Here is a 22,850-nt window from a genome sequence, read left to right as displayed (position 1 = left end):
CCTAAATATTTTTTAAATATCTCAATACCAGCTTTGTCAATAGCGCCGGCAGTTTGTTCAGATCCGTAATATCCAAAAATCCTTCTTTATAGATTCTTTCAATATTGGGTTTGTCACTGCCGATTGCCGCCGCAAACATAGTTACACCCCTGTTTCTGTACTCCTGCTTGATTCCTCGTAAATCTTTTTCCGCTTCCGTTCCGCCGTAACCATAACCTGCCGGCTGACCATCAGAAATAACGATTAGCAACTTGATTTTTTCCGACCGCTGCGCAAGCCTTTCAGCCACAAAACGAAGAGCTGCTCCATCGCGGTTATCACTGCGCGCCGATATATCCATCAGACGATATCGGTCGTTTTTATCGGGATAATCAAACTCTGCATACGCATACATTTCTACATCGCTGTATTCCGTATGGCCATATATGGCAACCGGAATATCAAGCGAAGTACAGAAGTCATACAGCACAATGCTTGCAGCTCTGGCGCTTGTACTTCGGTCGCCCCATGACATGGAACCTGACTCATCGTTGAGTACGGCAACTGCAAGTTTGGGTTCATCCGACGGAAGTTTTTTGTTATAAAATATCTTTCCATCATTTCCGACAAGCGCTCTTGCGTTAATTCTCCTGCCCATACACAATCCGTTCATCCGTCCGCCTTCACTTTCGTCTCTCAGTTTGGGCTTTATCTGACGCTGCAGCCGTTTTGATATTGCCAACAGCGGCGGCGCCACACGCATATAAGAAGTGCGAAGTTCATCAGATACCCGCGCCATGCGGTTCACCTTAACATGGATCCCCCTATGTGCGTTTCCATACCGGATTTCATTTGCCTCAGCCTGAAGCTCCTCTTCCAGCTCTTCGTTGTACCGAACCATTGCCTTTTCTTCCGCAGCCGACATAAGCATCCGTTCTATATCCTCCGCCGCGTGCTTGTAACCGCTTCCCATAAAGGTTTTGTCATATTCCACGCCGCCGGATGCACCTTCTTCTATTTCATCCGTCTTGACCAATTCCATCCGACCGCCCTCATGTTCCAGCACCTTTCGGGCTTCTTTCGTTTCATCGCTTTTATCTGAAAAATCAGGCTTAAATTTTCCGCCAACGCCTTTTCCGCTTCCACTCGGACATTTGGAACCGGCAGTTCCGCCGGGTTCGCCCAATTTCTCCGACAATTTATCCAGCATTTCCTGAACCTCCTGCGGCGTCATGGATGGATCGGCTTTGATTTGCTCAATCCACTCCTCCACATACGGCCACATTTTTAGAAAAATGCGGTTTGCGGAATCATACCGTACCTTGGCGTCCGTTTTATCAACAACTTCATCAATCAGGGGAATACAGTCATAAAATACCTCCATCAATTCCCCGATATAACCGCCGCTATTGTTAAACTCCCCGATTCTCGCATATTGCAAAATCACATTGGTCAGTATCGCTGCATTGGGAATTTCCTTTTCCATTTGCACCGACACTGACATAGCCTCTTCCGTCAGTTTTACGTTGTTGAGCCGGATTCCCGTTTTGAAGCTGCCGGGAAAATCACAGCAGATTCGTTCTTCGATATAAACATCTTCCAGAATATTGGCGATTGTATGCAGCACATATTTAATAATGCAATTTGTCTTTTCGTCCTTCTGCTTAATTGTTTCAAGGTATTTTTCAAGATGTGCCTCCTCGTCCCCCTCCAGATCGTTGGGTACGAACGGGTACATTACTGCGTTATCCACTGCCTGCATAAACATAGAAAGCGCTGTAAAATCAGTGTATAAAATATGCCCCTCCTCATGTCCAAGCAGTCCGATTAAGCTTAGGCTCTTTAATTCCCGTGTCGGATAGTCTGCCGTAATTACATTACCGCAGTTCAGCATTATCTCACGATTATCCGTATAGGCTATGAATGCGCCCGGCGACTCATCCCAGATTGTCTTGACCCGCAGTTTGCGCTTATATCTGCCCGATGTCGCCTCGGCAATATCCATAAGATACGCGGCAAACGCATTGGACGAAAACAGTTCCTGATCCGTCAGCTTTGAGTGTTCTTCTCTTATCAACCGATTGATCCTTTTGTGCGACGTCCTCAAATCGTTTCACTCCTTCCATAATTTTTCATATAACATCTTATCGGCAGAGACTTTAAAAAACTTTGCTGCCTTAGCAACAAAAAAGGCCGGTGCCTGCCGTCTGCCCATCTCATAATTGATATAGGTAGTACGGCATACTCCCAGCCTTTCCGCTATTCTTCCCTGCGACAGATATGGTTTGTGCGTTTTTCTGAGTACCTTCAAATTCTCAGCAAAAAGCAGCTCTTCATTCCTGACCAATACTGTTCGTTTTTTCATTCATTTGAAATTCACTCCTTTCACATCCCCTCAAATACCGGATTGATACACTTTGAACGGATGGCGGCACGGTTTTCCTCGTCGGCCGATACCGATGCAAGCACCGTGTATTCGGCAGCGCTTAGCGGGTCTTCGCAAATCATATAGCTTTGTACCCAGCTGATAAGTTCCCGCATACCGCAGCTTCCATCGCCAATCATATCTTCACGGCATTGCTTTGCAATCTTCTCAACGGTTTCCGCCATCTTCTGAACCAGCGACTTTTCTTTGCATCCCGTAATGCCCAGAACACGCTCTGTCATCACTTTTGCATCCGGCGTGTTCATATCAAAAATGAGGTTCATGCGCGAAATAATCGATTGATTTAATTCCCTGCATCCGTTATAATCGGTATTTGTCGTAATAACAATCACCGTATCCGGATGACGCTCTATAACCTCGCCTGTAATGAGCTGTATCGCCTTACAATTATCCAAAAGAGAGTTCAAGCCGACCAGCACGCCCTGCTTACTAATGACGGTAGGTTCCTGCAGTTCAAGAACATAGCCGTTTTTGATTGCCTCAATCAACGGCGTATACACATACCGGAAGTCCTTTTCATCCTTTTTCGATTCTTTTTCAGTCATGCGCTTGGCAAGCGCATTCTTCACTTCGTCAGCTGTAATGCTATCTGAAAACTCGCCGGTCATGTTGTAATAAGCCCCGACCGGATCTGCATCAATTTCAGCCGTAGTAGGAATATACTCTCCGCTCTTGGGATCAGCAAAATCAATCCCTTCGATGTTCGGTAGTATTTGACCGACGTAATCGAACTTTTCATCATCTGCAGAGCAGGTCAGAAACATATATGGCAGTCCCAGTCCGGCCGCAATTGCTTTTGCGCCCTCAGTCTTGCCGGAACCGGCAGCGCCGCGCAGCATAAAATTGCGCATCGGCATCTGAGAATCTGTAGTTTTCTGCGCATATTCACAGATGGTTGCTACCTCTTCTGGGATAACATACCAGCTCGGCAGCTCCGGAATCAAAGATTTTTCCTTGTCGCTAAAAAAGCGTTCCGAAAGCTTATACTTTCCGACAAAATCATCATTTGAAATTTTAACCCTGCTTCGTTTGGAACTCAATCCGGCCTTTATGACCTCAAACTGTCCCAGTAAGACGTCGGAGGCGGAATACGAACCCCTTGACAACGCAAGCGCTGTCAAAAGTCTCACGTTTCCCGAAGTCGGAAATTCCATTTTTACCCCTGCGCTTCCGCAATCAGCCGGATTATTTACTCGGCGGTACACGTTATCGCATAATATATACCCCGCTTCCGCTATTGTGCTTAAATTAGGCGTTCCGCCTGCAATTTCATCGTATAGTATATCATAATACGTCTTAAACTCGTTGTCCTCCATAAAGACCGGCATTGCGGCAAAGAACATCGCCGTGCCTGTAGCCGTACCGCCGGACGCCCGATGCTTAAACTGCGTCGGCGGCGAGGTCTTGGTTTCAAACACACCCGCAATAAGACTGCCGGATTCTCGGTTATACACCACGCCTTGAATCTCTCCTCTGCCGCTTACATACTCCGCTACCAGTTTCTTGTCTCCCTGTTTTCCGATAGCGCCCAAATTTTCTGTTGAACCGCCTTCGGTAAATGCCTGATACAATTTTATGTACGCCATGACCGCGCGCAGCGTTGGTGCGTGCAGCGTTGCTTTTTTTACAGAAGCTACATTATACCTTGAGTTCGCTGTCGTACTCTCGCGGGCAATGCTCGTATCATCAAACGGCGGTGGACAGGCCATGGTAAAGGTCACACTGTCAAACAATAAATTCGGCATTTTCCATTACCTCCGTATCACCAGCTTAATTCAATACTGTCTTCCGCTTCAACTGCTTTCAGTTGATCGCCTTCCAGTAATTCCGTCAGCTTTTTCCAAAGGTTTTTGGTCGGAAATGCCTCCAGCTTTGCAACCTCACGGCTATCGGCAAGAGTGACACATCCATTTTCATCAATCCGTACGCTTTTTGTACCCTGTGCATTCAAATCGGTAATGACGTCAAATAGCAGCTTTCTACCCCTTTGCTCATACCAGACTGACGGGTCAACAGTAAAATCCGTCTCTGCCTTTTCAGACTGTGAGGCAATGATTTCTTCGATTGGATTCGCTTTTAGCATTTGAATCCCAATACGTCCAATCGTATCCAGTCGAACATCCGCCTCATGAAACTCCTTTGTCTGTGCCGTTGCAATCCGGATATGTCCGCCTTCCTCAAACAACTGCATGCCCGGCTTTTCTACCCACTGCCAGGTACTATCCGGATATGCGGAATGCAGCTTGTCGGTAATACGGTGCGCCAACTGCCGTGTTGCAATCGTTAAGTAATTCTGCGTTTTATCCGTATCGGATTTTGCCGCCTCCTTTACTTTTGCAGAAAAACGCCTGCGTTTCAAAAAGCCTTTGTGGTCTAAACCAAATCTAACCCCGTTCCACAAACAACACGCCAGTACAGCAATCAATACTGTCCATTGCGCCGTCTGTTTCGGCAAAAATGCAATTGCGGTCACCGCAATCATGATAACCGCTGCAATTCCGGTTTTTCTCAAATAATTTCTCATGTTCTTCATCCTTTCTGAATCAAATAAATTATCATAAAACAAAAAAGAGGGGAATCGCACGAGTCAAACTCAATACAATTCCCCTCTATGCCCGCAGCTTATGCCGGCAATCCATCGTCACAGTCCTCGGTGGGTAAATCATAATACCCTTCCGGGCCTGCATTTTCAGTTCCGGTTTTGTCATCCGCTTTTTTGCTGCCGAGCGGTACATAACTCCAGTGCCACACCCCAATATTGGAGGCGACCACAATTTCTCCGGTGTCTTTTCTTGCATAGGTGTCCAGCTTTTGCTCTCCTATCACCTGAAGCAAACTGCCTTTCTGAACCTTCGCCTTTACAATCCGGTCAACAAGCTCTTCGCCCCAGATTGTACATCTGTGAAACACCGTTTCTGCATTCTCGCCAAAGCCTATATTTTCCGCAAGGTCAAAATTGATATAGGTTTTCCCGGTAGGGCTTGTCTGCGGTTCCAGGTCTTTGGTCACTCGTCCGATTATGATTACCATAATCCATTCCCCTTTCTGCCATTTGGCTTTAAATTTATTGATATATATAAAAAAGCCAATAGCATCTATCCCCAAACGGGCATAGATATGCTATTGGCTTTGATTACAATCACGACATTCGTATGCTAAAGATTTTATAAAAAATCCTCGGAAAAGTTTCCACGCACATAAATAATTTATGATTTTATAATAACACAATATATTGATTTTGTCAAGTCGTTTTTATCTATATATTGTGTTTTTGTTTCATTGTTCATAATGACCTTTACAGGAAACAACAAATATTATTCCATTTTCTTCGTAATAGACAATACGATTGCATTCGTCAATACGTCTGCTCCACCATCCGTTCAGGGTTCCTTTTAACGGCTCAGGCTTTCCGATTCCCTCAAACGTATTTCTCTGAATATCTTTTATGAGAGCATTTATCTTTTTAAGTATTTTTTTGTCCTGCTGCTGCCAAAATATAAATAATCATCCCTAGCTCTGTCTTCCCACAGCAATCTCATTCGTCCACCTCAATTAACTCATGCTCTGAGAATTTTGCTTTTCCATCCTTTATATCCCGCATCATGCTTTCCAAATAACGCATATTGTTTTCAGAATAAAACGGATCGGCAGATAATTCAAATGGGATACGCTTTTCCCTTGCTACCGTTTTCAAAAAAATGTTGATTGCAGAAGACATGCTCAAACCGATTTCATCCAACGTTTTTTCCGCATTCAGTTTTACAGTATCATCAACACGCAAACTAATTTGTGCCATGCAGCTCACTCCTCTCTACAGATATTATATCGCGTTTTAAAGCAAATGTCAAGCATTTTACTATACATCTGCTTTTATATATTATGCAATTCATTTAAAAATATCCACTCTTATTTCATTAAATCAATGCAATATAATTTTGTCGGCCGTAGAAAAGTCGTACAACAAATACTGTGTTCTTCGCTTCATCAACACGGTATATCAGCACATAATGGTTGATTACCACTTTTCTGTATTCATCATTTTGCAACCGGCTGTTATTACAATACGCGTACATAAACGGATTATTCGCAATGTCAGTATAGACTTTCTCTATCTTATCAAGTAAATTTTTGGCAGCTGTCGGATTTTTCAGCACATTGACAATATAATGCAAAACGCTGTCAACATCGCTGTGTGCTTCCTCTGATAAAATAATGTCATATTTCATATTTACTCCTAAGTTCCTCAACAGATTGCTTAGCGGTCATAACTCTGTTGTTATCAATTGATTTTTCTCCCTGCTGGATTTTTTCGTAAATATCATTCATATACGCCATCTTCTCATATGCTTCTATGCTCATTATAACCATATCTCCATAACCGTTTTTTGTGATGAACACAGGCTCGTCTATGCTATGACATCTTTCTGATACTTCACTTGTGTTTTTCAAATCTTTTATCGGAATAATTTGCGGCATACTATCGCCCTCCTTTTATGGTATTATTATACCATAATTATGCCATACGGTCAAGTGGTTTATTCATTTATACCTTGTATGATATATACGTGACAAAAACACGCGTAATCATACGCTCCTTTCTTTGTTTTTGTTATAATTGAGACAGACGCTGTGGACTGTTGATTTTGCCTATAGCTTGACTATTTGTAGGAGTGTATGGCCACAGCTTCTATCTTAATTGTTAATTGGTTGGATAAGCCGCAGAGCTTTTATTTCATGCAAGGCTACAAGGATAGATGCTTGTGGAACACAGTCGTCACAATAACTTTCAAGGAGTGATATGCACTATGATCTATCTTGGCATCGATGTCGCCAAGGCCTCACATGTTGCCGCGGCAATCACCTCGGATGGCGAGGTGATTTTAAAACCTTTTTCATTCAACAATTCCTGCTCCGGTTTTGCAAAACTCAAAAGCAGGCTGGACGAATTTCCTTGCGATTCCCTGCTCATCGGATTGGAATCAACCGCCCACTACGGCGAAAATCTCATCGCTTACCTCGTTCAAAACGCTTACCAAGTCGCCCTGCTTAATCCTTTGCAAACAGCCGCTCTGCGTAAAAGTGCAATCCGCAAAACCAAAACAGACAAGATTGATTCCTTTCTTATTGCCAAATCTATGATGATCGATGGTTACTGTCCGCTTGAACCGGATGACATCCAATTGCTAAAACTTCGTGGGCTGTGCAAGACCAGACAAAACCTGATTTTGTTGCGCACACGTTGTAAAATCCAGCTTGGTGCTTTTGTCGACCAGCTTTTTCCAGAGTTGAATGGCTTTTTCCGGGCAGGGCTTCATATCAATGTATCCTACACCCTGCTCAAACTCCATCCCCGCCCCTCAGAGGTACAATCCCTACACCTTACATACCTTTCAAACCTGCTTCAGAAAGCCTCCAGAGGAAAATACACCAAAGCCGATGCTGTGCACTTACGCGAACTGGCAAGGCAATCCATTGGTACCGACCATCCTTCTCTAGCTCTGCAAATCAAACAAACCATAGCGCAAATCGAATTGTTTTCCGAACAGCTCAACCAAGTGGAACACGAGATTGTCGGCATTATGGACAACCTCAATTCTCCCATCATGACAGTCCCAGGGATCGGGCACATCAATGGCGCAATGATTCTTTCTGTCATCGGGGACGTTACACGCTTCTCCAGCCCCGCCAAACTTCTTGCTTTCGCAGGTCTTGATCCGGCTGTGATTCAATCGGGCAATTTTACGGCACGCAGCACCAGAATGTCTAAACGCGGTAACTCCATGCTTCGTTACGCACTCATCAATGCCGCGCATAATGTAGTTCGAAACAACCATACGTTTGCGCAATATTACGCTTCAAAAGTTGCGCAAGGAAAGTCCCACTACTGTGCTTTGGGTCATACCGCACACAAACTGGTGCGCGTACTTTTTACGCTGCTGACAAAAAACATTCGGTTTGATCTGCCGTAATTGCTGTATCATTTCTGTGGTTGGGGTACTTTAGGTATCCCTTGTTTGCCATACTCTTTTTTACCCGCTTAAATTTTTTTCATTTTTCTCTTGACATTTCATAGTTGGTCTTCTATTTCTTCACAACCGAGAAAATTATCTGCATTCATTTTGTTTGCAATACGTTGATTGATACTCTTTGGCATTTCCTCCGGCTTTTTGGCAAAATAAAAGGCGTAGATTTTATTGACAGCAAGTTTTGTTTCTTTCGGAATGCACACGCGCATCGTTTTATCGTCAGTCTGTATTTCTGCCGACTTGGTCTTGGAAAACAACGGTCTGTCCACTTTTGTGCAAACACCGACAATTTTTATAAATTGGTTATTCTTAAAACGTTTGCAGAGCAGCCACGCTTTCAAAACCATACCCGCTGACACTATCACACTAAGACATAGCAGTACGCTATCGCCGTATGCAATAAAGCTGACAACACCTACAACGAGACAGCCGCTTCCAAGCAAGATTCCTCCCATAATTCTTTTAAAGATTATGTCCGGCATGATATTCCTCCTCAAAAAAACAGCCCAACAAACGCGCGTTGGACTGCTTCGATTTTTATTCAAATATAATTTTCTTTTTTAAATATAAGTTTGCAACCGCTTGCAGAACATCTGACTTTAACCTACTGAATCTGGAGGCTGTCATGAGGGTATCCGCTGTCTCATCCGAAGCAATATACAATTTATCCATGACGTCGTCCTCGCTACCTAACTTTTGAATATTTTTCTCGGCGCATTGTATGATTTCTGCGGCCGTGACCCCTGTTGATTTGGAGAGCAGCAGCACCTTCTTTTCATTCGGTGTTATTGCTGTGCCAAAGTATCCGTCAATGCATTCACGCATCGGAATGCCTTTTACAAAATATAAATAACAACAGCTCCGGATTTTATCCCATAGCCCAAACCGAACCGGACGAATTTGCAACTCGCTCAATAACCCGTACAATGCATCTGCCGCCAAATAATCTGTGTATTCTGCAATCAGTTTTCGTATTTTGAGTCTTTGCACGAGAGATTCAAACGATACGTCATTGTAAATTCTTGCCCGGCTGCGTCTGCTCAGGTACTCTTTCTCCAAATCCGATTGATTCAGGAAGTTCCAGTGCAAGCTGCTCCATACCATAAGCTCATCCGCATCCAAATGATATTCCTCGCTCCCGATTACAACAACCGGGATTTGCGTTCCGTTATCCTCTTTCGTAATCAACCTGCCCAATGCCGTCAAATATGTAACCATTGACCATGCCTCCTCATATTGTTCTACTATACCCTTACGAAAAAGTTCTTGAAAACGCAATGTTTTTCCATCCTTAGGAATCAGTTTTTCAGCAGAGCCGCAACATTTTCCTCAAGGCACAAAATCTTTCTTGCATTGCTCATCCAGCTTCTGACCGAATTGGATGAAACATGATACATTTTCGCAATCTGCTCGCCGCTGTATCCTGCTATCTTTAATTCCAGCGCTTCAAACCCTTTTACCGTTGACGCTGCCGTACAGCTTTCTTTGGAGTTTTTGATATATTTATGCAGCAGTTCAACGGTCAAATTTTGCAAGGCCTGATTTTCAGTTTCATTCCCGCCTTTCAATAAATCGATCAATTCTAACCCGTTGCCTTCCTCATCCCGAATATCGTGATCTAACGAAAGGAGTTCTTTCTTTAGCTCCCGGTTTCTTTTGTATACATCAATCAATCCATTTGTTATTACACGGCGCGCAAAAGGTCCAAATTCCTTATCCGGATCAAATTTATCCGCTTGTTTCCATATAAGAATATACGCTTCCTGCAAGCAATCCTCATATTCTGCCTGCGGGATTCCAAGTTTTTTCATTGCACTTTTCACCAGTTGGCGAATCGATTGCATATGCTCTATCAAGAATTCTTCTCTGCAGTTCATCATAACCGGCACCTCCTACGCTCCGATTGGCAGTTCAATATGATGATTCATCAGTATTTGCCTGCACTTTTTCATCAACTCTTCACACCTGTAATCTGAAAAATTGGCAATGTGCCCGGTATCCTTTGGAATTCCCATAAAATATTCCATCCAGCGGTATGCCTCTTTCCGCGTCATCAGACCATTCTGCCAAATTCGGTCAAACAATTTATGCGCCCATATTCTTTTATTCCGCAGCTCTGCGTCTGCGAGCGTACCCAGCGGGCGCTTGGTTCCGTGGTGTACGCCCACATATGCGTCACATGCCGGATAATTTGTACATACGTAAAGCATTTCTCCTTTGGAGCGTTCGCCATATACATATGCACCTTCTCTCAGGACTGCTGCCGCACCGCAATACGGGCAGGTAATTTTTCTTCTTTTCTTCATTTTCTTTTCACCATCCTTTATCTCTAAAACGCAATAATGCGTCTTTGCTTATATTTTAAAATTGCTATCGGAAAATTGAAATACCTCTCATCCAAATAACTGTTTAAATATGAGTCACTTTTCCAAAAATCCCCTGTAATCACGGGGATTTTTTCCATTTTGTCAACTGTAGAAACGGGCAAAGCGATGGATTTGTATCTGCATGCCGCTGTAAATAATTTTCAAAAAGCCACCGAAATTTTGCGTTGCTGATTTCGCAAAGGCATTCGGTTCTATCTATCACAGATCCAAACAAAAAATTTGCATCCGTTACCATAATCATTGCAGGAACGCCATCAGCGCCGAAACTGACAAGCATATCGCCGCAGCATTCTTCTTTTTGGCAGTTGCATATGGTACAGGCAATATACATGCTGTTTCTCCAGTTCCCGTTTATATTACGGAGAAATGCACTGATATTCTCATAATGCGTATAGCATTTGTTCATTTTTAAAAACACCTTCTTTAAAAAGAAGCAGCGAAGAGCATATTTCAGCTCTTCGCCGCATTTTGTTAAATATGTTGCTTGATAATTCGTGTTATCACTCCGGTGACATTGCCATAGTCCGGATTGATGCGCGTAACGACAAAGCTCACAATGTCGCCTTTACCGGGATTGCGTTTGTCATAATTGGTATGAGCAATCGCGTTCACTCCGATTTGGAGCCGTAAATACACCGTGCCGTTATGTATATTCGTCACTTCGCCGACATACTTTCCCTGCACTGCACACTTTTCAAGATTCTGAACGGAAACATTCGGAATCAGGCTTTTCACATCCGGCGTAATCCTCAGATTGTCAACGCTGTCTCCTTCCAGCTTTTCAATCAGGACATTGATCTTGTCCCCAACGTGAAACTTATCCGATACATCCGAAATCCAGTCCCAGCTAAGCTGACTGGCCGACATGGACACCTCTACGCCAAACAATTCAATTCGCGCGACCATCGGCGTCACGGCAATAATCCGACCTTCCACAACTCTGCCCTCACGTACCTGCGGCAAGCCATCGCTGAGCGGCGTTAAATAGAACCGTTCCCGTTTCTTGTTCATTGCGTCTTTCCGGCTGGCAACAACACTGCTGTTTTGTTTGTCCATTCCCTTGATAACTACGTCAATCTCTGCGCCAAGCATTGTATTGCATATTCTTGCGAGCCTGTCTTTCACACTGCCGTCAAGGTATCGTATATCATCGGACAAATTGATTGCCATCTCGCTCATGGGCACAATAACGCGCTGCTGCTTGTAATATGCAACTACAACGTCTCCGGCCAGCTGCGTCGTTTCAAGACCCGTTACCGTGACCGGCACAGTACGCTTTGTCCGATTGTAGTTTGCCAGCTCGTTCCATATAAGCTCCTGCGTACTCATCTCCTGCCGGTCTTCCTCATCTGCCCGCAGCTTCAATACTCCCAAATGCAGCTGCTGTGGTGTTGACGGGATTTCTCTGTTCTCATTTTCTTCCGGCAGTTCGGATACCGGCTCCTCTTCCGCCGCCTCCGGCTCATTCCTGTTGGCAGCGTCTTCCTCCAAATCTTCCTGCGCCGGTTCCGTCTGCTGCATCTCAGCTTCATCGGATATCGGCTCGGTCGCCTCGGATATTTCTGCTTCAGGCCCGGCCTCTTCCTCCTCAATGGCAACTGTAGTATGTTCCTCCATTTCAACTGATTCGACTGTTTCCTCTGCAATCGGTTCCATTTTCTCCGTTTCGGGAGCTTCTGTTTTTTTTCTTGGCATACGCTTTTCCTCCTCTGTTACTTAATTTTTAATACATTCTTTGTTACTTTGGTAAATTTCGGGGCTGAAACATTGGCGTCACCTCCCTTCCGTGCTGTCTCTGCCGTCGGTGGTTTTTGCTTGGGAACAGCATTGCCTCTCCCCAGGGCAATCCTTGCCGGCGACGCCTCTTCTCCCGCCCTGCTGTCAATATCCCCTTGGGTCTCCAGGGTTTTTCGCCAATCAGGAACATGTGCTGACGCCTTATTTGGTATCAGCTTTTTGGCATATGGGTGCAGGGTATAATCGTATTTCTGCACCTTCAGCGTCTTTTGCCCGCGCATCAGAATTAACGCATCGGTAATCGGCAGCCGCAGTACTTCATCTGGCGTCAGCAGCTTGCGCTTACCGATTGACCTTGCCTCGCGATACTCAGGTGTATAATCCGATACCCGCCAGGTATTGAGCTGCTTTGTTTTGCTGGCAACCGCTACCGTCACCTCTCCCGATCGATCGCTGATATACCGCGCCGTAGTAGAATCGGTGCAGCCCAAAAAGCACATGGTATCGCATCCGCCGAGGATTTCCTCCCACGCACCGAACGGATATCTGTTCTGAAGCTGTGCAAGGTTTTGGAAGATGACCGAGATATTGATTGCCCTGCTTCGCACAGTGCTTATCTTTTTGGTAATGTCCGGAATCACTCCGATATTCGGAAATTCATCTAAGACCATATTCACCGGCACAGTAAGCCTTCCGCCGTCGCAGTGATTATCCGCATACCGCACAAGGCGGATAAATAAAAACGAAAAAAACAGGGAAGCAAGAAAATCAAAAGCGCTTTCCTGATCAGAAGTAATACAGAAATAAGCGGATTTTCTCTTTCCCGCATCGACAAGATTGATTTCATTATACGCGGTAATATTCCGAATCATCTTGTTTTGGAATACCTGAAGCCGGGCGCCAAGTCCGATGATAATGCCGGAACGCACATTTTCCGAAGCTTGTTTGAAAATATTATACGGCGCATATGCCGGATGTTTGTAATCAAGTATGGAAAACATGGCGTCAAGCTCGTCCGCCGATTTTAATGAAATCAGCTTGTATGCCTCGCCCATATTACAATTTTCTGCATCAAATTCGATTGAAACATACAAAACGAGAGCTTTCAACAGATTTACCGATGCACTGTCCCAGAACTCATCACCCTTACCGACAGTGGTGTTGCGAATGACCACATCCGTAAAAGTTTGCGCCATTAAGTCATCGCCGTCAATATCCGCGATGCAGTTCCAGCTGTCGCTGTTTTGCGGAGAAATGAGATTAAAAACCTTTACATCATATCCCTCATTCTTTAAGTACTCCGACATATCCTCATAAATCTCCGACTTCGGGTCGGTAATCACCAAACTCTCTCCCCTCCTGACTGCCTGAAAAATATAGTTACGGACGAAGGCTCTGGACTTCATGGAACCCGAAGCGCCAAACACCGCAATATTCCGATTCATGAAGGTATCGTGCGGCAAAAACAACGGCTTATTGTGATACAGACCCAATAGGATTCCATCGTTATTCCGAACAGAGTCTACTTCAAATACCTCCCGCATTTCCTGCTCCGACATAAAGCCGGACGTCCCGTAGGTTCCTTTATCGGAATAGTCAAAGTTGCGCTCCCGGTCTCTGCAGTTATGATCCCCGTCGCCCATGTGCATTGTCATGAAAATCAAGATTCCAAATACAGCAACGCAAAGTCCCAATCCTATCAATCCATAAGGATAGGAAAACAACGCTGTCAACACCTCGGAAATTGCAATACTCGGGAACTCCGGACTGCTTTCACCGCCTATCACTCCGCCGCCGCGCTGCCAAACGCTATAGTTCCTGAAAAACTGCGCCGCAATTCCGCCGCCATACAGCAAGGCGGTCAACAACGGAATAACGGAAATCAATATTTTAATTGCTTTTTTCATACAGTATCCCCTCTTCATATTTTCGGCTGTCTATTGTGTAAACATCCATCAGCGCTCCACGGCACAGCTGCAAATACTGCTCTTGAAAATCAAAACAAATCATTCGCCCCTTCTTATTGTTTACGCACAGGTATGCGGCAAAACGATGCACGCGCTGCATATTAAAATCCAATGCAATAAACACAGGTGTTCCGTCCTCGTCTGTTTCACAAAACTGTCCGCTGCCGCTCTGCCAAATTCCGAAGCTCTGCCTTATGTAACCTCTGACTTTTTCGCAGAGCAAGTCATCAGCAATTAGTCGCATGACAGGAAGAGATCCACGCCGGAACTCCACATAATGCTTTTCTAAATTGTTATCCGAAATGTTCATGTACTTTATTTTCCCCGCGCCACTCTGCTGCACCAATTTATCCGGAACCTCGGCGCTGTTCCCAATCACCAGCCATTTCAATTCCTTTTGATTACGGAACACTTTTCTCACAATTTCATGTTCCACAGTAATTCTGAACTTTAATTCCGTTGATTCCTGCCATTTCATTGGTTCCTTTCCGGTATGATACACAATATACAAGCAAGAGGCTGTAATCAAAATACCCATTGCCCGCGAACCTCTTGATTTGTTAAAGTCAGCAAAAAGCTCTTTTAATTCTGTCGAGGTATAGAATTCTGCCTGTATATTGTCTGCTTTGTCTGCGGGGGGCACAGTATGCTTATAGAGCAGTCGTTTTTCATCCGGAAATATTTTTCCATTTGTCTGCCGGAGCAATATAATAATCTGCGCCATTTTCAGGTTTCGTTCCCGCCGCTGCGGCTCGCACCTTAGCTTGTTTGTTTCCGCTGTCCCTGACAGATACCTTTCATATCTATCCAAAGCCATCTGCAGCAGATACTTTTTCCCGATGTTGGTAAGCCGTACGGTACGGCAGTTGTTAAACACGGATTCTTTTATCAAATTGTCTGCCCGAAGTTCACTCAAAATCTGACGGATATAATTTGCGGCATATCGGGAAACATACATCAAATCCTGTCTGTATACCTCTCCGGATGCAGCAATTATTTCTAAAATCTCCCTTTTTACCGCACTGCATTTTTTGCTCATTGCGACATCTCCTCCCGAGCTGTTTTTTGACCGAACTCTTCTTAACTTCGGTAAAATCTGCCCTCAAAATCTGCATTCTTCGCTGATTCCGTAAAGGTTTGCACATCTGCATTTTCACCTTGGAAAAGCCACTGATTTCTGCCGAACTTTTATCGGCCGTTTTCCACCTGTTTTCCCCGGTCAAATTTCCACCGAAAATAACACCGCTCGGGCATAACAAAGATACAGGTTTTGTTTTCGTCTCCATACTCCATGCTGTTCACAATATCACAGAACTCCGCGCCGTCGTCCCGCAGTGCAAACAACGCGACAATATCCAACACTCGCTTTGCTTCTACATTATCATAATCACGAGGGCGAACATGCTTATCTGTTTTATCATAAATATGTACAAAGCAGACAACGGCCCTTTCCTCCACCTTGAGTTCAATGGTTTCAGAAACTTCCGTCAGCACATAATACAAAGGATCGCAGATAAACTTACTGTTTTTATGCAGCTTTTTGGGCAGCAAAAACGGCATTTCAATCTCCAAAATCTCGCCATTCTTCCTCACTTTAATTCCTTGTATCTGCGCCGCATTGCTCAAGAGCATTTCCGACGGCGCCAAAAATGAACGAATCGCAAAGTTTCTTGCATAGCAAGTAATCTTTTCACATTTCGCAATGAAATCATTTACGAGCCTCCCTAAAGCCACCTCGTCGGTACAGCCATTTACCTGTTCCATATTCTTGCTGATAACCAGCAGCTCACAAAGCTGTTTGGTAATGCTTTTCAGCATTTTTTCTTGCTCATTTTCATTGCACACATTAATCGCCATAGCCTTTCTGCCCGCAAATAGTAATTAAATAATATCAACGATACCTTATCGCGGGCGGATAAGGCGTAGAGTGGCGATTAGCGCATCGCCGTTTCGTGCCGTACGGCACGAAAATTTCGGCGGCGCATCATTCCTCGCGGAGCGGATTAACGTGATGTTTTTCACGTTATCCCTCCTCTGTCTCCTGATAATAACTGACGCTGCCGCTGTCTTCTACCATACAAAACACAATACCCGGGCAGAAAAGGCGATACATCTGTTCCATATTCTCTACCACAACCAAATGCCTGACTGCATCATCCCGTTGTTTATGAAAGAATGTACTGAGTACATGCTCCATCCCTTGCTCCGCAATGATGATATCATAGGCGTCATTTGGCGTTATAAACTCGATCTTTGCCGGGAACCCGGCTATGGTGTGATACAACACCTCCTGCCAAAAATCAAGCAGCACCCAAAATGCTGCAATCATCCCCCGGTCAAAGCTTTTACTCCATTTTTCTTCTGCCGACACCATACTGTCGTGAATAAAAAGCCTGTCTTCTCTTTCCAAAAGCCGGATTACAGACTGTTTTGCCGCCTTATCCTTATCCCCCATTACTCTGATAAGCTGTTCCAGCTTCAAAACCTTATATGTTGTAATAATCTCCAGCAGTTCCTTTGCATCCTGTATAACCGCCTCTCTTGTCCTCAATCATTTTCACCTCTCCCGCGTATTACTGCGCATTACTGCGTTTTTCGAAACAATGTTTTTATTTCTTCACCTCATCCATACGCATTATTACGTCTTATTGCGTTTTTTATCTATTATCGCCTGCAGCTCCGCCCGATCCGTTGTAATCTGTTCTTGCTCCAAATTGCTGGCGCGGAACTCCACAGTGACATTGTTGTTATTGGTTGAGATAAGACCGTTGCCTCTCTCAAAATGCGTAATATTCATCAGTTCGGTATCGGAAAGCTTTAATATATCCTGCACCCTTGCCGCTTCATCCTCTTCCAGATTTAATATAATCTTTGTCTTGGATACGTTGATAATCCCTTTGCCATATTTTCCGTCTTCTAATGCAAAAAAGTCGTTTAAATCCTGGGTTGCACAGATTGCGCTTCCTCCGTAACCCCTAATAATCTTAAATATTTCCAAAACAAATTCCGCCGCCTGCTTGTTGGAGGAAGCGCCAATCAACTGCCAAAGCTCGTCCAGAAATATCGCTTTCTCCTTTGTTCTGTCCTCCTTCGCTTTGTCCCACATATAATCAAGGCCGACAAACATTCCCACCGTAAGCAGATCGCCGGATAATTCAGAGATATCCAGCACCGTATACTTATTATCCAGATTCACATTGGTTTGCTGATTAAACGTCTTGGCGCTGCCGTTTACCAATCGGTTTAATATATTGGCAAGCCGTCTGGTTTCCGTCTTTTTCAAAAGCACTGCATGTAAATCGCCAAGTACAGGCATCTCGACATATCCGCCGGTTCCATCCTCCAACGATTCGTTCTGATGCGTAATTCCCTTTTCCGCATAGGTTTCCACCATCGCTTCATCCAAAAGCTGCTTTTCCTCGTAACTCATGTCCGGAATCAGCAGCGAAAAGAAAATATGCAGCCTTTGTATTTTGGCTGCAAGAAGCGATTTATTCAGTTCCGGTCCGTCAAGCAATTCGTTTGCTGTGTTGTCAATCCTGCGAATTTCCATGACGTTAATACAATTTGTGGATGCCGGCGATATCTGAATTACTTCTCCGCCGATATTCTTTGCCGCGCGGTAAAACTCATGGCCTTTCAGCGGTGCGAGGATAAACACCTGTATATTTTTACGCCGCATTCGCAGCGCCATCAGCTGGAGCAAGAACGTTTTCCCTGCGCCGGAGGTTCCCAGAATGGCCATGTTTGCATTCTTATATTTCTTTGAATTGAAAATATCCACAATGACCAGAGAATTGTTATGTTTGTTTACACCAAGCAGGATTCCGTTATCATCGGAAATTTCAAAGCTGGTAAACGGGTAGCAGCTTGCAACTCCCGTTGTCAGCGCGTTGCGTTTGGATTTCTCATATAGCTTCTTTTCCGGATGCAGCAGCGGCAGGGACGTCCGAAACGCCTGCTCCTGCAAAAAGTTACAGGTCTTGATGGTAATATCCCGCGAAATGAGCAGCTTTTTCATTTCATTCACACGCCACGCAAGCTCTATTACGTTTTTTGCCGTAATCGTGACGAGCACATTCATGTAATAGAAATCCTCGTTGTTTGCAAGCCCGTCTTTCAGAAAATAACCGGACCGGATTGCGCCCTCCAGATCGTCAAAATCCGTATTGGTATCTGACGCTTCTTTAATTTTGGAACGGTTAATGCGTATCTGCTGCCCAAGCTTAAACTGCACCTTATCCTTTGGCTGTTTTGAAACAAATAAATCAACATCAATTCCTTCGCCGGCATTTACCAAAAGCGAAAGCCACCCGGCCGCCACATGCGATTTATACCCATCGGACGGTATGTACAGATAGGTGAGAAATAATCCGTCAATTTCAATGTAGTCCATGTGCGAAAAGTCTATCCGTTCCGGCGCAATGAACTCATTAATGTGTGCTGTTTCAATGTCTTTTCCTTCCGTTTGATATCTTCTCACAACCTCCTCCGCCCGTTCCTCTAATGAGTGCTCAGAAGCGCGGTTCAGAACATTGTAAACCACATCTGTTAGAAACTCGTTCTCATCTTCATGCTCTATCACCTCGTTCCCGCATTGGAACAAATAATTCTTTGCGCTTCTTTCCGCTGTTTTTAAAACACTGTATACTTCATTCATATCGCCTCTGCGATTGGGCATATACGGCTCGTATTCGTATATTAAAAAAAAGCGGCGCGACACCGCTTCTCTCAGCCCGATTTGTTTGATAAACCTGATATAATCAATCTGCTGCATTTTGCACTTTTCATTTGTCTCCAGGCGGATTTCTTTGTTGATCCGGCTCAGATGTTTATTCAAATCCGCTTTTTTCGTAAGCACCTTAAACTGCAATTTTACCGGCGCGACCTTCAAATAACTCACAAACGCGTAAATAATATTGCGCTGTTCCCGCGCACTTCGAAGCAGAAAATTGATTGGCTCAATTTCAAGGATTTTGAGATACCTGCCGTCTTTCGTAAAAACAACTCCGTTTTCTATCTTATCTATCGGCAAATAACTCTCTATATCTATCGGATTTTTCGGGCGGCTTTCTTGCTTTGCCCGCTCTCGGCGCTTTTGGTACTTTCTGACTTTTTGCCTTCTCTGATAATCCATTACTTTTCCCAGAGTACAATCAAGCGCTTTCATTTTCTTGATTTTTAACCTCATGCGGCTCACTCCATCAAAATCCTCTATATCGCTGCGGCACAATGTCCGCCTGTTTCTAACAAATTTAGCGACATTCATGACAAACTCTGTCAGGCTGTTACCCTCAATACCTATCAATCCAAAGATGGCAAGCGGAAGCGCTGTAACACAGAGAATAATAATCTTCGCTGTCAGGGATACCGGCAGGCGAAAAACAAGAAGTGCACACCCGCCGCCAAGCGCCCCGGCTTCTATCGCATTCCGCAGCCGAAACATTCCGCCGAATATCTTTCCGCCTTCCACAAAGTTAGGCGGTATTACATACATGTCAAGTTCCTCGCGTTCGCGCTTACTCATTTTCTCCTCCTTTCTCCGGCTGCAAATGCAATCCAACATAATCAGTTAATATAATTCCTTGGATTTTGTGTTTCCCCATTCACATAAACATTCAAATGCAGATGTGGTCCTGTGGATTTTCCTGTACTGCCTACCTTGGCAATCGCCTGTCCCTTTGTCACCCTATCGCCTACATGCACCAGCAGAGTACTGCAATGTCCGTACAATGTTTTATAACCCCCGCCGTGATTGATAATCACATGATACCCATACCCGGCCGTGTAATAATTGGCCGCTTCAACCGTCCCTTCTTTTACGGCAGATATTATGGTTCCTGACGGAAATCCGATATCTATCCCCGCATGGAATGCTACTTTTGCTCCGGTCACCGGATCAATGCGATATCCAAACTCCGATGTAACAACGCTTTTCCAATCCTTTCCCGGGAACGGGCTGCCCCAGCCATCGCTTCCACCGCCCGATGTTGATGTGTCCAGGTAATACTTCAATACCGCTGATACATAATTGGGGTTGCCATATCCCGTCCACCCAAGCTTTGCTTTCATCATATTTGAAAACTCCTGTGCGTTTGCCTGCGAATAGCCGCCATAATTTTTCTGCGCCCAGCCGATGTAACCATTGCCATAATTATACCCCTGCAGCGCAAGACTGAGTCTTGGCATATCGCCCGGCAAGGTGCATCCTGCTTGCTTCAGGCATTCAGCGAAATATTTGATACCCACTTCTATGGAGTAATCGACATCGGTAATAGAGTTAGGGGCCTTCGAGAACCTTTCGTTGTACGGACACTCGCTGCACTGCATGACGTCCGTTCCTCGGCCGCCGGATTCAGCCATCATCACACATTTAATTACAGCAACGAATGAAGGGATACCATACTGTTGAGCGTAAGCATTGATTTTATCCGAATATCTCTCTACATCTGCCGATACAGCCGCCGTACCGGCCGCTAATGCGCTGCCGTACAAGAAGGTTGACAGATTTTCGGCGTAGCTTTGCGACAACTGCTCCTTCTGTTCATCCAGTTTAAATATTTCTTTAAACTTTTCTCCGCCAACATACTGTACGGTATAGGTATACACCGTAACTGACTGTTCCCCGTCTTTTTCTGTATTTGTTGTTACCGAATATGTAAAAAGCTCGTTTTTATGATTGTTTATCACTTGCTTCAGATCATTTATATTAATCTCGTTCCACATATCCTTTGATGCACAATATTGGGATATGAGCATATTGGTATCCATGAGAATCCCGCCTGTAAAACTGTCCTCTATGCGCGAGGAAGACCCTTCCGGCTGGGCAGAAATCGCTTTATTGATACGCACAAGCACGTCTGCGTGTGCTTGTCCGATACAGTCGTTCACCGTTGTCTGCGCGCATTCCACATTTGCTATAATTGCCGCATCATTGTTCATAACGTCAGTGGCGGCAGTTGAACTTAAATCTCCAAAAACAAGACTGGGAAGCATAAGGATAAATAAAACCGGAATTGCCAAAACAAATGCTCCAGCCGCCATTATTTTCCCGATTGTTTTTCTGTTTTCCCATGCAAATCCGGCGATTGCCCCATACGGACCTCCGGCTGCCGCACCTTTTGCAGCGCCGGCTATCGCTTTTCCGGCTTTTACCGCCCCTTTTATCTGATTTGCTGCATGCGCGCTCTTTGCAAGCACGTCAACTGCAGCATTGTTATTCTCTTCCGCCATACTACATCTTATCCTTTCGCATCGGCGCTCTCGGCAGCTTCTCTACAATTTTCTCATTGTACTGTACCTTTCCCTGCATATCCATATACGGTGTTCTTTCAACGGTTGGAGTCGTATACTGTTTATACCATTTTGAATTATCAACCGCCGTTACGGTTTCAAAACTGCCATCCGGTTTTGCATATTTTTCTGAGTCATACATTGCAAACTGCCGCCCTTCCGGGAATTCATCCGTAGTTTCCATTCCCGTAATTCGTCCGCCGCCCATTTCGATTTCTGAGAAAACCGGTACTGTTTCCGACGGCGCATCTCCGCTTATGGAGCTGTTAAAGGAATCCACGCCCATCGTACCCCCGACCTCTTCTTTATTGGTTATGGCAGTCGCTCCGCCATGTTCCAGCATTGTCTTGGAAGTTTGATGCAATTCAGCTGTCTGTGCAGATTGCTTATTGGCATTGGTATGGAAGCCAAAGTATGATTCCATTGCGGTTTTTCCATTTGCGCCTGATATTGTCCCCATTTTGGATATGTCGCCTCTGGCTACAGAGCCAATCACACTTGCCGCAAAGCTTCCGCTCTTCCCGACAGACCCTTCATACGCCTTTTGACCGATACTCGCCATAATACCGCCCGCCGAATTTTTCCCTGTCACCATACCTGCCGCGCCGTCCGCCATTCTTCTTCCGACTCTGCCGCCAAAAAAACCGCTTCCCGCCGGATTGCTGCCGCCCGAACCGCTGTTTCTGCCAAACCCGGAAAATCCGCCTGATTTGAAGGCATTGCCGACGGCTCGCGCTGCAATCATGGCTTCTCCCAGCATAGAGCCGCCTGTTCTGCCCACAGAAATCCCAAGCGAACTCATAAACGAATCTATCTTCTGCGAAACCTTCATAAACGCTATTGCGCATAAAAACCATACAAATAAGTTGCCGGACACTGCTTCTTTACCGCCTGCCTCCACAGCAGTATGCACCTCGGATTCCGTAATTGCATAACAGGTTCCGCTCGCCATAAGCGCCAATACTGTAATCACAATACCAATTTTAAATATTTTCTTGTTCATTTGCCGACACCT

23 protein-coding genes are annotated in these 22,850 nt (G+C 44.8%); 1 reads left to right on the top strand and 22 read right to left on the bottom strand.

The window, feature by feature from the left end:
* Position 1: 1 nt before the first annotated feature.
* The 9 genes from INF28_RS10010 to INF28_RS09970 form a co-directional block, all read right to left on the bottom strand.
* Positions 2-2,056, bottom strand: a complete 2,055-nt coding sequence (locus INF28_RS10010; RefSeq protein ID WP_226393331.1) for a vWA domain-containing protein — start codon at positions 2,054-2,056, stop codon at positions 2-4.
* A 36-nt stretch (positions 2,057-2,092) separates the two neighbouring features.
* The gene (locus INF28_RS10005) at positions 2,093-2,344 is read right to left on the bottom strand and encodes a helix-turn-helix transcriptional regulator (RefSeq protein ID WP_226393330.1); all 252 of its coding nucleotides are present in this window, start codon (positions 2,342-2,344) and stop codon (positions 2,093-2,095) included.
* A 20-nt stretch (positions 2,345-2,364) separates the two neighbouring features.
* Positions 2,365-4,170: a P-loop NTPase family protein gene (locus INF28_RS10000; protein ID WP_226393329.1), complete on the bottom strand. Its 1,806-nt coding sequence runs from the start codon at positions 4,168-4,170 to the stop codon at positions 2,365-2,367.
* Positions 4,171-4,187: 17 nt separating this feature from the next.
* Entirely contained in the window at positions 4,188-4,949 is a 762-nt protein-coding gene (locus INF28_RS09995; RefSeq protein ID WP_226393328.1) for a hypothetical protein, read from the bottom strand.
* A 98-nt stretch (positions 4,950-5,047) separates the two neighbouring features.
* Complete coding sequence (locus INF28_RS09990; protein ID WP_226393327.1) at positions 5,048-5,455, bottom strand: single-stranded DNA-binding protein; 408 nt, start codon at positions 5,453-5,455, stop codon at positions 5,048-5,050.
* Positions 5,456-5,701: 246 nt separating this feature from the next.
* Positions 5,702-5,872, bottom strand: coding sequence for a Txe/YoeB family addiction module toxin (locus INF28_RS09985; protein ID WP_404815162.1), 171 nt, complete (start codon positions 5,870-5,872; stop codon positions 5,702-5,704).
* An 88-nt stretch (positions 5,873-5,960) separates the two neighbouring features.
* Positions 5,961-6,221: a type II toxin-antitoxin system RelB/DinJ family antitoxin gene (locus INF28_RS09980; protein WP_226393326.1), complete on the bottom strand. Its 261-nt coding sequence runs from the start codon at positions 6,219-6,221 to the stop codon at positions 5,961-5,963.
* Between the two features lie 118 nt (positions 6,222-6,339).
* Entirely contained in the window at positions 6,340-6,651 is a 312-nt protein-coding gene (locus INF28_RS09975) for a type II toxin-antitoxin system RelE/ParE family toxin (RefSeq protein ID WP_226393325.1), read from the bottom strand.
* Entirely contained in the window at positions 6,641-6,901 is a 261-nt protein-coding gene (locus INF28_RS09970; RefSeq protein WP_226393324.1) for a type II toxin-antitoxin system Phd/YefM family antitoxin, read from the bottom strand. Before INF28_RS09970 ends, INF28_RS09975 begins: the two co-directional genes overlap by 11 nt.
* Positions 6,902-7,230: 329 nt before the next feature.
* Here INF28_RS09970 and INF28_RS09965 point away from each other — a divergent pair, with 329 nt between their 5' ends.
* Entirely contained in the window at positions 7,231-8,394 is a 1,164-nt protein-coding gene (locus INF28_RS09965; protein ID WP_226393323.1) for an IS110 family RNA-guided transposase, read from the top strand.
* A gap of 98 nt (positions 8,395-8,492) precedes the next feature.
* On the opposite strand, the gene INF28_RS09960 is transcribed toward INF28_RS09965, so the two are convergent.
* From INF28_RS09960 to INF28_RS09895, 13 genes are all read right to left on the bottom strand, one after another.
* Positions 8,493-8,933 (bottom strand): hypothetical protein, encoded by a 441-nt coding sequence (locus INF28_RS09960; protein ID WP_226393322.1) that lies wholly within the window; start codon positions 8,931-8,933, stop codon positions 8,493-8,495.
* Positions 8,934-8,988: 55 nt separating this feature from the next.
* On the bottom strand, positions 8,989-9,669 hold the full coding sequence (locus tag INF28_RS09955; protein WP_226393321.1) for a hypothetical protein: 681 nt from the start codon (positions 9,667-9,669) through the stop codon (positions 8,989-8,991).
* 80 nt (positions 9,670-9,749) lie between these two features.
* Positions 9,750-10,331 carry a sigma-70 family RNA polymerase sigma factor gene (locus INF28_RS09950; RefSeq protein ID WP_226393320.1) on the bottom strand — a complete coding sequence of 194 codons (582 nt, stop codon included), beginning with the start codon at positions 10,329-10,331 and terminating at the stop codon, positions 9,750-9,752.
* A 12-nt stretch (positions 10,332-10,343) separates the two neighbouring features.
* Entirely contained in the window at positions 10,344-10,757 is a 414-nt protein-coding gene (locus tag INF28_RS09945) for a zinc-finger-containing protein (RefSeq protein ID WP_226393319.1), read from the bottom strand.
* A 139-nt stretch (positions 10,758-10,896) separates the two neighbouring features.
* Entirely contained in the window at positions 10,897-11,244 is a 348-nt protein-coding gene (locus INF28_RS09940) for a hypothetical protein (protein ID WP_226393318.1), read from the bottom strand.
* A 65-nt stretch (positions 11,245-11,309) separates the two neighbouring features.
* Positions 11,310-12,533, bottom strand: a complete 1,224-nt coding sequence (locus INF28_RS09935) for a S1 RNA-binding domain-containing protein (protein ID WP_226393317.1) — start codon at positions 12,531-12,533, stop codon at positions 11,310-11,312.
* Between the two features lie 17 nt (positions 12,534-12,550).
* Positions 12,551-14,482 (bottom strand): VirD4-like conjugal transfer protein, CD1115 family, encoded by a 1,932-nt coding sequence (locus tag INF28_RS09930; protein ID WP_226393316.1) that lies wholly within the window; start codon positions 14,480-14,482, stop codon positions 12,551-12,553.
* On the bottom strand, positions 14,466-15,581 hold the full coding sequence (locus tag INF28_RS09925; protein WP_226393315.1) for a hypothetical protein: 1,116 nt from the start codon (positions 15,579-15,581) through the stop codon (positions 14,466-14,468). Before INF28_RS09925 ends, INF28_RS09930 begins: the two co-directional genes overlap by 17 nt.
* 149 nt (positions 15,582-15,730) lie before the next feature.
* Positions 15,731-16,399 (bottom strand): DUF6100 family protein, encoded by a 669-nt coding sequence (locus tag INF28_RS09920; protein WP_226393314.1) that lies wholly within the window; start codon positions 16,397-16,399, stop codon positions 15,731-15,733.
* A 166-nt stretch (positions 16,400-16,565) separates the two neighbouring features.
* Positions 16,566-17,093, bottom strand: a complete 528-nt coding sequence (locus INF28_RS09915) for a DUF5697 family protein (RefSeq protein ID WP_226393313.1) — start codon at positions 17,091-17,093, stop codon at positions 16,566-16,568.
* A gap of 87 nt (positions 17,094-17,180) precedes the next feature.
* Positions 17,181-20,069, bottom strand: a complete 2,889-nt coding sequence (locus tag INF28_RS09910; RefSeq protein WP_226393312.1) for a VirB4 family type IV secretion system protein — start codon at positions 20,067-20,069, stop codon at positions 17,181-17,183.
* 41 nt (positions 20,070-20,110) lie between these two features.
* Positions 20,111-21,775: a lysozyme family protein gene (locus INF28_RS13015; RefSeq protein ID WP_318961762.1), complete on the bottom strand. Its 1,665-nt coding sequence runs from the start codon at positions 21,773-21,775 to the stop codon at positions 20,111-20,113.
* A gap of 1 nt (position 21,776) precedes the next feature.
* Entirely contained in the window at positions 21,777-22,838 is a 1,062-nt protein-coding gene (locus INF28_RS09895) for a hypothetical protein (protein WP_226393311.1), read from the bottom strand.
* Positions 22,839-22,850: the final 12 nt, after the last annotated feature.

The organism is Ructibacterium gallinarum (assembly GCF_014982785.1).
GTDB lineage: Bacteria > Bacillota > Clostridia > Monoglobales > Monoglobaceae > Ructibacterium > Ructibacterium gallinarum.
The sequence above is the reverse complement of the archived record's forward strand: the minus strand, read 5'-3'. Positions and strand labels throughout refer to the sequence as shown.